This window comes from Alkalibacillus haloalkaliphilus, from assembly GCF_007991275.1.
GTDB lineage: Bacteria > Bacillota > Bacilli > Bacillales > Alkalibacillaceae > Alkalibacillus > Alkalibacillus haloalkaliphilus.
Genome location: NZ_BJYA01000001.1, coordinates 201754 through 214779 on the forward strand (window position 1 = coordinate 201754; position 13026 = coordinate 214779).

A 13026-nucleotide genomic window follows, 5' to 3' on the forward strand; every position below is an offset into this window, starting at 1 on the left:
AATTTGCGGAGTTTTTCATTTCGACATTTCCTCGGAAATATTGTCTTTAATTGTCTAAATCATCACTAAAGATGTTAAAACGGTCCCACACGACTTCTAACTCTTCTAAATGCTGTTCGATTTCTTTTCTCTTCCGACGCCCAACTGCTGTAATTAATGCGTTAATTAAACTTAGCGGAGCGACAAATGAATCAATTAATGAGGACATGTCACTTCTAGCACACAATGACACATCTGCATAAGGAATAAGTGGTGACATTCTATTGTCTGTAATCGCTACAACTTTCGTGCCACGATCATGAGCAAAAGATACAGCCTCAACTGTATTTTTTGTATAACGGGCAAAGCTTAATCCAATGACAACATCATCTTCATCAAGACGGAACAATTTCTCTGACACACCGTGTGGATTACGAATGAGTTCGGCGTTTTCTAACATGACATCAAAATAAAATTCTAGAAAAGAACCGAGCGAAACGGCACTTCGGTTCGCTACTATGAAGATCCGCTTCGCATTCACAATTAAATCAACCGCTTGATTAAAGTCGTCCATATTTAATTGCTGGGTCATTTCGCGAATGCGGTCCATATCTTCTTCAAACATCTCGACCGTTGCTTGTCCCTCTTCATCATAAATGTCTTCAGAGATTTTTAATTGCTCAACAGTCGTTAATTGTTTTTTCATTGCATCTTGAAGTGACTTTTGAAACTCTGGATAACCACTATAACCTAAATAAGTGGCGAAGCGATACACTGTCGCTTCACCAACTCCTACTTGCTTTGCTAATTGTCCAACCGTCAAAAACGGGACAGAGTTCATATGGCTCAACACATACCGCGCAATCTCACGCTGTGACTTACTCATGTCAGGAAGTTTATTCGTTATTACTTGATACAAATCAGCCATAAAACTCCACCCCTTTAATTTTTATCTTAAACGTTGAATTGCTTGTTCATGGGCATCAATTGTTGCTTGAATATCTTCATCACTGTGAACCGTGCTCATTGAATAACGGTTTCCAGGCTTAGTATAAACGCCAAGGTCTAGTAACTCATAATCTAACTGTTTCCTTAAGTCCATATCCGCTTGGCTTAAGTCACGGTAATTTTTTATAATTTCATTAGTAAATACTATATTAAAGATGCTTCCCATACCAATTGTTTGCATCGGGATTGAATAACGATTATATAAGTTCTCAAGCTCATTACGTAGATACTCTGTTTTTTTCAGTAAGTCTTCCATAACGCCAGGCTTTTCTAATTCATCAATTGTTGCAAGTCCGGCAGCTAATACAGTTGGGTGACCATTATATGTGCCACTATGGAATAAAGCACGATCTGTCACTTGCTGATTTCCACCTGAAGTTAAAATGTCTTGACCTCTTTCTGGCGACATTAAATCCATTAACTCAATCTTACCACCAAGCGCACCGACAGGGAAACCTCCACCTAACACTTTTCCTAACGCTGTTAAGTCAGGTTCTACACCGTATAACGATTGGGCACCTCCAACGTTTAAGCGGAAGCCTGTTTTCACTTCATCAAAAATTAAGACAATCCCTAACTCTTCAGTAACTTCTCTTAAACCTTTCATAAATGACTCATCTGCTGGGATAAAGCCACCTTGAACCGGCTCTAAAATGACCGCTGAGATCTCATCCTGTCTAGCTTTTAAAATTTTCGCCGTTGCTTCTAAGTCGTTAAACGGTAACACAACGGTATGCTCTAAATGATAGTCTGACATTCCACTCGATTCAGCAACTGCATTCGGTTGATTCACTTCACCTGCTTGCTCCATATCTGGGTTAACACTGACAAGCATTTGGTCATAACCACCGTGATAATGCCCTTCAAATTTCGCGACTTTATGCTTTCCATTGTACGCTTGAGCAAGGCGAATGCTTAAAAGCGTCGCCTCAAGTCCTGAGTTGGTAAAGCGAATTTGATCCATTGCTGGGAAGAGGTCGACTAGCTTTTTGGCCATTTGGTACTCTAAATTGTGAGGAGCACCAAAGACAAACGAACCACACTGTTCCATTTGTTTATACACTGCGCCTTTAACCGCTTCATGACCATGCCCTAGAATTAAAGCGCCATAACATAATAAATAGTCTATATAATGATTGCCATCAACATCTGTTAACTGACTTCCTGTTGCTTGATCCATAATAATCGGATGCGGCGCAAAGTGTTTAATATTAGCCGTCACCCCACCTGGAATAACAGACTTCGCTTGCTCATAAGCCTGCTTCGAACCTCTCGTCTTATCTTCAAAATTCATCTCTCGCACAACATGTGCACTCATTTTCCACACCCTTTTGTGAAATATTTATTTCATATAATTATTTATATGATAATGTTATTTCATTATGTAGGTAATTTCAAGGGAAATGAAAAATTTATTTCATTTTTCATTGTTGTGAAGGGTGTTTTTCAGGCGAACGCCCAATTAATTAAGCGTTCGCCTAATTCTTAAGTAGTTCGCCCAATTATTTAGATTTTCGCCTAATAAATTAAAAAATCGCCTAATTGTTAAATAATTAGGCGATTTCACAAGCCAGATTGCAATTAAATCTACTAAAATTAAAGATTTCTCCAGGCTTTTATTCTAGTAAACACTACTCTTCATCCAAATAAACATCGCGATACTCTTCATAGGCAGCTCTATCTTGGCTTAAGTTCGCTTCAATATAAGCTCGCTCTTCCTCTTCATTTAAAATTCCTGTCGCTTCGCCAATTTCACCATTTTGCATATTCCATATCACATTATGATCTTCATCAACACGAGAGAAGTCATCTTGCGCCCAGCGACTTAGTATATCAAGATATACGTCATCACCAGGCATTTCTCCACGCGCTTGTTCTACACCGTCAATAAGCCACTGGATTCTTTCATCCGTAATTAAATAGAATCCCCTCTTAATATCTGCTTCGATCTTTTGATGCGACATCTTATGAATGTAGTCTCTTACTTCATGTTTAGTTAACTCAGACTGACTAACAGGTTCTCCAAAAGGGTTTAACTCTACTGTATGTACTTCCCCTCGATCAATCTCTTCTTCATCATCTTCTTCCTCTGCATCTACAATTCGCCCAACAGGTAAAGCTTCTCGTTCCTCGTCTTCACTCGATGCCTCTGCACGGTCTAACAAAACAACGACAGCAAAGAAAATAACAATTGATAGAAGAATCGTTAATAAAGTTCCTACAATCCATTTATATATTGTCATAGTCATCACTCCGTACCATTATCATACAATTTTATCCATGTTTTTTACAGGTGTTTTTCTGGTATTTCCTCACAAAAAGTCCTACAATTCACGACAAACAAAAAGAAGCCCGTTCAAACGCGAGCCTCTTTAATGAAGGTCATACACAGTCCACGCCAATACATCACTCAACAAATCCAATTCAACTATAAGATCTTCTATATACCGCTCTTCTTCACTAAAAGTTATAACATGGTATGTTAGAACTACTACCCTTGATGTTTGATCGCTCAACACACTAAATACATAGCTCCATTCCTCTTCAGTTATTTCATCCAATTCATCTTCGCTTAAAACATCCGTTTCAAGTAGATCAATGATGCGATGTGCACGAGCTTGAGCATAACCAGCTGGGTCGTCAGTTGTTTTACTTTCAAAATCAATGTCATACTCCTCTTCCAACTCAACTAAACTAGTTGTGAAACGCTCAATATTTTCATGGTGTGACCCTCCTATACCACTTTCTTCGTTAGCGTTAGATGCGAGATTTGGATATAACAACAATATTATAGATGTAATAGCAATAAGCACACTAACGGAGACAATAACCAACACTTTGTTACTCAAAGAAAATCACCTACTTTAAGATTTAATCCCTACACGGAAACCATTTAAAACACCGGCCAACTTTTTTGCGTCGCTAACTTCGCCATATTTTCATCAGGGTTCACAACAATTGGGTAGTCGACTAAATCCAATAACGGCGCGTCCGATTCGCTATCCGCATAGGCATAAAGTGTTTCAGACTCCTCGTCCTTCTCATTTCTTTCAAGCCAAGCACGCAGTTGGTTAACTTTTTCATCACCGTTTACAATACGTCCCATCTTACCAACACAGACACCTTCATCATCGAAAACAAGTTGCGTACCAATCGTCGCGACGTTTTCTAACCCGACTTCACGAACGAACGCATTTAAAAACGGCATTAATGCACCAGATAAAATGACAATGTCATCTCCATCTTCTTGGTGACGCTTAACCTTGTCCACTAACTCACGGTTTACTTTTTCTAGATCTCCTCTAGCTAACTCATCAAAAAACGATGCTAAATCTTCTTGTGTCTTACCTTTAAACGACTTCACAAAACCATGGAAAAACTGGTGCTTAAACGCTTCTTTCCCTTTAAAAATTCCGACGAAAACACTCTTAACTAACCCAGCACTAACTACAGCCCACTCATTTACACCGTACTCTTTTTTAGCAACTTGAAACATCACTTTAAACGAATTGCCTTGATACAATGTTCCATCAAAATCAACTGTCACAACTGCCATCCAAACACTCCATTCGACTTGTTCTACTTACTATTTTAGCACACTAAATTCCATATATCACCAGTCAGTATTCCGTGTTACAATATAATTTATTTATAAAAAGCAAAAAGGGATGTTCCATATGATTTTTAAACAATTGATCATCTTCTTCACCGGTCTAGTTATATTTGCATACGGCATATCACTTGCCATTCAAGTGCAATACCTTGGTATTCACCCTTGGGATGTGTTAAGCATTGCTCTTTTTGACTTAATCGGGTTAACGGTTGGAACGTGGACAATCATCATTGGCCTCGTGATCATGATTTTTACATTTTTCACAAGACGTCAGTATATCAACGTCGGGACATTCCTTAACGCCTTTTTAGTCGGTGTATTTGTTGATATGTTTTTATTTTTACAATGGTTCCCTGTAGGACGTTCGTTAGTTGAGGATATCGCTATTATGCTGTTAGCGATCGTCGCGATGGGCGTTGGAGGCGGAACCTATTCTGCTGCACAAATCGGTCTTGGCCCTCGTGATGGCTTCATGCTTTCAATCGCTGATATAACCGGTAAATCGATTCAAAGAATTCGTATTTATGTCGAATCGTGTGTGCTTCTAATTGGATTAATTTTAGGTGGACCTGTCTTTGTTTTCACATTTATTTTCACGCTGATTCAAAGCCCGATCTATCAAAAGATTTTTCTTAGCATTAAGCCTTATACGACGCGTGTTTGATACACATTTCCTTTAACCTTTACCTTACGCTTCTCTAGTGGTTGGTTGATGTGTACTTAGCAATGAACATCCACCGCATAGATCGTTGCCATGGTTAGCACACAATAAAAAGTAATCACCTCAAACGAGCTCTGAAGTGATTACTTTATCGTTTCGCTTCAATTATTAAGAGTGTTGCTTTCTTGTTAAAAGTCCGTCTCGCATTTCAAACAAATGATTTCCGTAAGTGCTTAACTCTGTATCATGGGTTACAAGAATAATTGTAATCCCTTCTTTTTGCAGGTCTTTGAGTATAGACATAACATGATTTCTGCTGTCTACATCTAAATTTCCCGTTGGTTCATCACAAAGCAATATGTTAGGCCGATTCATTAAGGATCTTGCAATCGCTGTTCGTTGTTTTTCTCCACCTGATACCATAGCCGGCTGATGATTCTCTCGATGTGAAAGATTTACTTTGGCCAGAATTTCCTTGGCATTGTTCTCAACCTGCTCCTTCTTCTCATACGGCAATATAGGTATCATCACATTTAATAATATATTAAACTGATCAAATAACTTAAAATCTTGAAATATATAGCCTATATTGTTTCTTCGGAAATTTCTTTTTTCCTCTTCTGACCCATCAGAAATATGAAAATCACCAATCATAATAGATCCATCATCAGGTTGTTCAATGCCAGATAAGACTTTCAATAACGTTGTCTTTCCTGAGCCAGACGGTCCAGTGATCGTCAGCCAATCACCTGATGCAACTTCAAAATCAATCCCTTTTAACACGTGCACATTTTCCTTATTTATTTGATATGATTTTGTTACATTCTTAATCTTAATAAGCATGGTCATCTCCCCCTCTAAAAAAGAACCAATTCATAGATTGATTTGCAATTAGTAAAGTAAGTCCTAATATAAGCAGTATCGGAATAATACTACCTACAATGACATGGGAAGATAATTCTACTAAGAATGCTAGAGCAATAAGACTGATCACACAACCTAAACCAGTCGCTATACTTCCCCAAATCAAAACTTCTTTCAAAAAATATTGTTTTATTTTCTTTTTACTCCAGCCAATGGTATTAAATAAAGAAATTTCTTTCTTTCGCACTCTCCACAAATTGGACAACGACTGAATAACAGTGATTATCCCCACTATATATAAGAGAACTACCATCACTAGAAATATTCCTTCAATATTTCCATGTACATACACACCAAGTCTTGTTTCCGTAACATTTCCTATGAATTGCAGAAGGAAAAATGGTAGAAAGCAAGTCATCAACGTAATGATAAAGATCTGTATAGATGCAGCAAGAATCAGCGGATAATGGAAAAAGATGTTTTGAGTCAGTATACTTTTCCCAAGTAACACAACTTGACTGTTTTTCTTCTTCACTAACCCCAACGCAATTACATAGCTTATCAACACTAATATACTGAGAATAACACTGTAGATTAACATCGTGTTATTTCCTGTTCTAATACCAATAAAACTGCTTATAAGTAATGCAATCACAATGGGAATCAAAAGCAGTCTCGACCATTCTTTTAATTGCAATTTACGGATATGTTTAGCTGACCAGCCAAGTTGTGCTAATAAAGCTTCATCCTTCTGTCTTGCTTTAAGCATTTGATGAAAAGTAAACAGGATAAATGTAAATGCAACGAAAAAGAAAAGAATCGTGATTAATAATTGCAAGGCATTCCAGCTATGCAGAATTTGATCGGCAGCACCTAGTGTTGTAAAAGGCTGAATCACCTGACCAACACCCTCTACCTCGACAGTCATTTCGGTTAAAGATGCTCCAGCAACAATATCTACAGTATAACCCTGTGCTTCCCATTCATTGGCAAGCGACTCAACTAATTCTGCAGCAGCTTGGTCGTATCCATCAATGCCCGCTACTCTGACACGAATTGCATCAATTGGTTCTTCTCCTTTCACCCTTTCAGCCCATTCCAGTGAAATTAATCCATGTGCAGGTGTTGTTATATAGCTACCTGCAATAGCAGATGGATGCAAGGTAACGGATTCATCACTTTTTAGGTAAGGTGTCTCGCCACCATAAATCCCTAAAGGGGAAGATGCTAATTGGTTTTCATGTTCTGTAATCGAGTAGGTGCCATTTTCCACAAATGCAAAAAATTCACTATCGTTCAGCGGTCTATTTTCTTCATCTACCTCGTAAATTGCTTCTTCATGCATTTCTCGATAAATCGGTGCTTGATAATAATCATCTACCCCAACTTGTTCCACTGCCAATGATCCATCTTCCCGTATATTATAGTCTACAGGCTCCAGGTTAAATTTTATTTGTTGAGCAGTATAATGAGATACTTGACCATAATTAGGAATATCATCTGGATCACCAATAGATAAATTTCCGTCTTCTGTTACATATAATACACCTTCAGAAAAAGGGTAATGATTGTCACTTGGGTGCAGTTCTAGCGTCTTAGGATTATGTAGTCTTTGAGGCAATAGATGTTCCTCAACTAATTCAGAATATTCTTCAGGGAACTCTGCCATTGTTAACATTGGATTCCCTTCAACAGACTGATCGTAGATTTCCGTCAAATCCGCATCGGTCAATGGTTCTAATGTATCAACAGTTACTCGCATTTCCACAGGAACAGAAACATCAGACAGTGTCATGATGGATGCATATCCTTCTTCTCCCTCAGAATAACCAGTGGTAGGATCAAATGCCTTTTCTTCTAGAGGAGAAAAATCTTGTCCAATTAATTCCCCTTCTTCCACCGGGTCAACAGCAACAACTTGATGATAAGAAACAGGAAAATTAAAAGTCGCAATATCCTCTCCAAAATAAGCGCTGCTTACGTCAAAATCTGAACCAAATCTGAGCTGGGGTTCACCAAAATCATACATAAACGTCTTTTCTTGAGCGGTATAATCTTGATACCCGTCCGAAGTACTGTATTCCACTTCATAATAAACGGGTTCAACAGGATCCTTTTCCATCATCCATGTTCTGTCAAGAGCCGTAAACAGACCAATCGAGGCGACCGGGGCAGCAATTTCCACATCCACATGATCTTTAATATCGGACCATTCTTCTAAACTGATACCGCCTTGTCCAACACCTAAATAATTTTCCTCCACAAGATTTAGTTGACGTTCCAATTCCGTTCGAGCATCTTCAGGACGAACCAGAATATCATAACTACCTCTTGAGAAATCTGTAATATTTTGAGTCACTTCCTCATTCGCCTGTTTCATGATTGAAAAGCTGTAAGCCAGCGTACAAATGATAATTAGTAGTGCACCAGCTACTATAAATAAGATACGATTACTGTGTAAATTCATAATCTTCCACCACCATTATTAATAGGTTCGAAGGCGTTGAAAACTTATCAAACAAATAGCAAAAAACTGTGACAAGCTGAAACTAGTTTTTTAGATTTATTCATCTACTTACATAAAAAATACATAATAATAAAAAAATGTCAATATCAAGTGTTATTAACAAAATGTGTAATTAGTTTTAAGCGAACTATATAATCCTCTCTGTCACAAGACACTAATGAAACTGTAGTTGTTTTTTCTATTTTAACATAAATTTTCCATTTAAAATTTGATAGAAATTAATCTCTTTTCCAAAAATATGTTTTTGTAATAAAGTTTTGTGAAATATATAAGTAGAGTTGTTTGAAAGGAAGATGCCAATGAAGTGGAGTGAAAAATTGAATCATTACAGTGTTTTTATCGTCTCAGCAATTGTTGTGTTAGCTATTGTCGTTTGGGGTGTTGCCGCTCCAGAGGGGATGACATCCACAATGGAAGCTATGATGACGATGATGATCGAGCAGTTCGGCTGGTTTTACGTACTAGCCACAGCCTTATTTGTAGGTTACTGTTTATTTTTAGGGTTTGGACCGTATCGTCATATGAAGTTAGGTCTTAAAGGTGAAAAGCCTGAGTATACATACTTCACTTGGTTAGGCATGTTATTTGCTGCAGGCATGGGGGTTGGTCTGGTGTTCTGGGGTGTAGGTGAGCCACTATCCCATTTCCACAATCCACCTGAAGGTATTGAACCAGGCAGTCAGGAAGCTGCTAACTACGGGTTACTTTATGGTATTTTCCACTGGGGAGTTCACCCATGGAGCATTTATGCCATCGTTGCTCTTGGACTAGCCTTTGCTAAATTCCGTAAAAATTTACCTGGGCTTATTAGCTCTGCTTTTTATAATGTCATTGGCGATCAAATCTATCGTTGGCCAGGTAAAACGATTGATATTATCGTTATTATCGCTACAACGGTAGGAATTGCGACATCATTTGGTATGAGTACCCTTCAAGTCGGCAGTGGTTTATCCCACGTATTCGGCATTGAAAGTGGTAACATGGTTTATTTAATGATTATTACAACCGTGACATTTATTTTCTTATTATCCGCGGTCACCGGTTTAAATAAAGGGATGCGCTATTTAAGTGTTTCTAACTTAGGCTTAGCAGGCATTCTTCTTCTCGCTGGTGTTGTTTTAGGGCCAACGATTTTTATCTTTGAACATTTAGTTCGAGCATTCGGTCAATATGCTACAAGCCTACCAGAGCTAAGCTTTATGACAACACCTTATACCGATAACGAATGGATGGGAGACTGGACGTTATTCTACTGGGCTTGGGTGATCTCTTGGAGTCCATTTGTCGGTACTTTCATCGCGCGTGTGTCAAAAGGACGCTCACTACAAGAATTTATTATTGGCGTTCTATTTGTCCCAACAATTATTACTATTTTATGGTTTGTCACTTTTGGCGGGACTGGATTACATTTAGAGTTAAACAATGACTTAGGCATAGCTGAAACAACCGCAGAAACACCTGAAGTCGGGATGTTCTTAGTCCTTGAACACCTACCAGGAAGTTTACTGCTAAGTATCGGAGCGTTAATACTGATTACGATCTTCTTTATTACGTCAGCCAACTCAGCAACCTATGTTCTCGGTGTATTCTCATCAGAAGGTGACTTAAATCCGAAAAGCTCAACCTTAATCGTTTGGGGTCTGCTCATCTCATCCATTGCGACAGTCTTGCTTCTAAGCGGTGGTTTAGATGGATTACAAGCAACCGCAACCATTACAGCTTTCCCATTTACCTTCTTAATGATTTTATTAATGTATGCCATCTATAAATCATTAAAACGTGAAGGCCTTGAGAAGCATAAAGTCGAAGAAAAGGAAGACTGGTAAACGTAACAAAAGCTCTTGGATCTAACTCCAAGAGCTTCATTTATGTCGTCACCTTTAATTGAAAAACAACGCATATGCGAAAAATGCAACAACAAGAACAATGATTAATATTCCAGTCCCTTTCCAACCAAGACCACTCGCTAAGTCAGACGTATTACCGTGGCTAGCTCGGTTTAATGAGTCGCTTAAATTGCCAACCGGGTTATTCCTCAACTCTTCTTGCTTCATTCTTTCTTGGCGTTCTTCTGGAGATTCTTGATTACGACTCATATGATCACCCCTATAACTATGATTCTATAGAGGAAAGTGGTATTCCTTCAACAAAAAACACGCGAATTCAAAAGAACTCACGTGTTAGAACGATTAATAATCTTCTTCAATTTGCAACGTCTCGCCATCTTCAAACTCAACATCTAACTCTATTTCTTTAACTTCACCTTCCATGATCTCAAGGTGGTCATAAATTCTTTGGAACACTTCATCTTTAGACATATTCGGTGAGAACTGAACCGCTTCAAACATGCTTTCAAGCTCTTCTATCGCCTGTTGCCCGTCACGATCAGACTCTTGACCGTTATCTACTTCAACTTCAGCTTCTTTATCTCCATTATCACCAAGCTCATATTCAAAGCTCCACTCACCGCCGTCTTCAAACTCAAGCTCTAATTCAAATTCTTTAATCCCATAATTGCGGCCTTCTTCTGCCTCTTCTTCCATTTCCTCAGATTCCTCATGCAAATCCTCATCTTGATCCTCTAGTCCTGTACCCTCTTCATCATCACGGTTCTGTGACTCACTTGTATCTTCCCCAGCTTCCATATCACCTTCCTGATCTTCAGGAGCCGGATCTTCCATTCCTAAACCGTCATCAGGCTCATCTGTAGTTCCACAAGCCGCTATGACTAACATCGAACTCAACAGCAACGTCATCAATAACTTCATCTCATTACACTCCTTGTTGTCTCATTTTATGCCACAATATTTGCTTACCCAATTATTCGCATTTTTATGCTCTTTCATAGGGTTATTTTTCCAAAATAGGAATAAAGTCTAGATATGAAATTGAAGCTGTCAGATAAATTGATTACAATGGAGGAAAGGAGTGAAATTATGCCAACATATAACAAACTTGTCAGAGATAAAATTCCTCAAATAATTGAAGCATCAGGTAAGAGTTATACAACCGAAACATTATCAGAAGAAAAATACATAAAAGAGTTAAAAACGAAACTCGGTGAAGAATTTGGTGAGTACTTACAATCTGTTGGGGATAATGAAGCATTGGAAGAATTAGCAGATGTTTTAGAGTTAATCCACAGCCTAACAAAAGTTCACGGCTCGACCTTTGAGCAGTTAGAAAACATTAGACAAGAAAAAGCACAAAAACGTGGTGGATTTAATGAGAGAATCTATTTAAAAGAGATTAAGGATTAAAAAATAGCCTAGGAATCATCCCAAGCTATTATTTAGGTACCCAAATATCATCAAAGCCATTTTTTATCGAGTAATCATAAAGAAGTATAATTTTTTGCTCATGGTAATTTCTAAGTAGTGAGTTTGATTCTTCATTAGAACTTTTCTTCAAACGATCATTTCGATCAATTATTGTTTCTAAATAACCTCGTTCTGGGAGTTTATCACTCTTTGAAGTGTTACAACCACCACAAGCCACAACTAGATTCCATATTTGATCAGACTGAACAAAAGACCATGGGATAAAGTGGTCAACATGGCTACTACGGTTACTTTTAGTTAAGTCTTTTCCGCAATAAAAACACTCTGCTTCAAAATAGCTTAACAAAATGCGTTCGAAAGGTTTCAATGTCCCCCTCTTCGCAATACTTTCCACCTTATCTAATAAATATTGTGTAGAAGGATACTCATTCAATTCTTCCACCATTTTTGCCATATGATAGTTTGTAAGATTAACTAACAACCTTTGATATTTCATCATGAATTCACGTACAGCCGGGTGAAATCTAAAATACTCTCTTTTATGATCAAACTCATAAAATAACCCTTTAGTATCTCCCCATAAAGCACCAAATACATTTTCCTTCATAGCACTTTTAACTTTTAACACAAGCTTTAACTGTAGATCATCGTTAATTTTATCGAAACTAAAGTCTTTTGGTATACCATGTTCACTCTGGAACTTTTTCATTTCAGTCACAACTTTAGCATTTTTGGGACCTCTGTTCTGTTTAACCAAGTCGTGGTGGATAATTAAATTCCAATATATTTTAGCAAATGCGTAGGCTAGCTGATCATAGCCGAGTTCCAGATCATCATTTACTTGATATAAATTTTCGATTAGTGATTTAATTAATGCATATTTGTATGTAGATGATTTAGCTGACTTATTGGATAGAACATTAGTAAATACACGCCATATGTCCTCATCTGTTAAGTAGCTTTCATTTAATTCCCCAACTTTTAACTTGTGTCCCAACTAAAGCACCACCAAATCCAATAAATGTAAACGATTTAATTTCACTCTATAATAACATACATAAATATGAAAAAGGAATTCCCCAAACTTTGTCGT

Annotated in this window: 13 protein-coding genes; 3 read left to right on the forward strand and 10 right to left on the reverse strand. The window is 37.8% G+C overall.

All coding sequences use genetic code 11. The annotated features are described in order from the left end of the window. Window positions 1-46: 46 nt before the first annotated feature. The 5 genes from AHA02nite_RS00970 to AHA02nite_RS00990 all read right to left on the reverse strand — a co-directional run bounded on the left by AHA02nite_RS00970 (window position 47) and on the right by AHA02nite_RS00990 (window position 4543). Window positions 47-907, reverse strand: a complete 861-nt coding sequence (locus tag AHA02nite_RS00970) for a MurR/RpiR family transcriptional regulator (RefSeq protein WP_146813491.1) — start codon at window positions 905-907, stop codon at window positions 47-49. A 21-nt stretch (window positions 908-928) separates the two neighbouring features. After that, window positions 929-2305, reverse strand: coding sequence for an aspartate aminotransferase family protein (locus AHA02nite_RS00975; RefSeq protein ID WP_146813493.1), 1377 nt, complete (start codon window positions 2303-2305; stop codon window positions 929-931). Window positions 2306-2618: 313 nt separating this feature from the next. Beyond that, window positions 2619-3230: a DUF6241 domain-containing protein gene (locus AHA02nite_RS00980; RefSeq protein WP_146813495.1), complete on the reverse strand. Its 612-nt coding sequence runs from the start codon at window positions 3228-3230 to the stop codon at window positions 2619-2621. A 129-nt stretch (window positions 3231-3359) separates the two neighbouring features. Next, a complete protein-coding gene (locus AHA02nite_RS00985; protein ID WP_146813497.1) occupies window positions 3360-3836 on the reverse strand; it encodes a hypothetical protein in 477 nt (158 codons plus the stop codon). Window positions 3837-3880: 44 nt separating this feature from the next. Continuing rightward, window positions 3881-4543, reverse strand: a complete 663-nt coding sequence (locus AHA02nite_RS00990; RefSeq protein ID WP_146813499.1) for an HAD family hydrolase — start codon at window positions 4541-4543, stop codon at window positions 3881-3883. 121 nt (window positions 4544-4664) lie between these two features. Between AHA02nite_RS00990 and AHA02nite_RS00995 the strand changes: the two genes are divergently transcribed. Then, window positions 4665-5264 carry a YczE/YyaS/YitT family protein gene (locus AHA02nite_RS00995; protein ID WP_146813501.1) on the forward strand — a complete coding sequence of 200 codons (600 nt, stop codon included), beginning with the start codon at window positions 4665-4667 and terminating at the stop codon, window positions 5262-5264. 165 nt (window positions 5265-5429) lie between these two features. On the opposite strand, the gene AHA02nite_RS01000 is transcribed toward AHA02nite_RS00995, so the two are convergent. Continuing rightward, window positions 5430-6104: an ABC transporter ATP-binding protein gene (locus AHA02nite_RS01000; protein WP_146813503.1), complete on the reverse strand. Its 675-nt coding sequence runs from the start codon at window positions 6102-6104 to the stop codon at window positions 5430-5432. Beyond that, window positions 6094-8592, reverse strand: coding sequence for an FtsX-like permease family protein (locus AHA02nite_RS01005; protein ID WP_146813505.1), 2499 nt, complete (start codon window positions 8590-8592; stop codon window positions 6094-6096). Before AHA02nite_RS01005 ends, AHA02nite_RS01000 begins: the two co-directional genes overlap by 11 nt. A 359-nt stretch (window positions 8593-8951) precedes the next feature. On the opposite strand from AHA02nite_RS01005, the gene AHA02nite_RS01010 reads away from it, so the two are divergent. Beyond that, window positions 8952-10478 carry a BCCT family transporter gene (locus tag AHA02nite_RS01010; RefSeq protein ID WP_146813507.1) on the forward strand — a complete coding sequence of 509 codons (1527 nt, stop codon included), beginning with the start codon at window positions 8952-8954 and terminating at the stop codon, window positions 10476-10478. 54 nt (window positions 10479-10532) lie between these two features. Here the strand turns inward: AHA02nite_RS01010 and AHA02nite_RS01015 are convergent, their stop codons facing one another. Together AHA02nite_RS01015 and AHA02nite_RS01020 are read right to left on the reverse strand one after the other, a co-directional pair. Next, window positions 10533-10748: a DUF6366 family protein gene (locus AHA02nite_RS01015; RefSeq protein WP_170235937.1), complete on the reverse strand. Its 216-nt coding sequence runs from the start codon at window positions 10746-10748 to the stop codon at window positions 10533-10535. Between the two features lie 93 nt (window positions 10749-10841). Next, window positions 10842-11420 (reverse strand): YusW family protein, encoded by a 579-nt coding sequence (locus AHA02nite_RS01020; RefSeq protein WP_146813509.1) that lies wholly within the window; start codon window positions 11418-11420, stop codon window positions 10842-10844. 168 nt (window positions 11421-11588) lie between these two features. Here AHA02nite_RS01020 and AHA02nite_RS01025 point away from each other — a divergent pair, with 168 nt between their 5' ends. Beyond that, window positions 11589-11912 (forward strand): nucleoside triphosphate pyrophosphohydrolase, encoded by a 324-nt coding sequence (locus tag AHA02nite_RS01025; protein WP_146813511.1) that lies wholly within the window; start codon window positions 11589-11591, stop codon window positions 11910-11912. A gap of 28 nt (window positions 11913-11940) precedes the next feature. Here the strand turns inward: AHA02nite_RS01025 and AHA02nite_RS01030 are convergent, their stop codons facing one another. Next, entirely contained in the window at window positions 11941-12930 is a 990-nt protein-coding gene (locus AHA02nite_RS01030) for an HNH endonuclease domain-containing protein (protein ID WP_146813513.1), read from the reverse strand. Window positions 12931-13026: the final 96 nt, after the last annotated feature.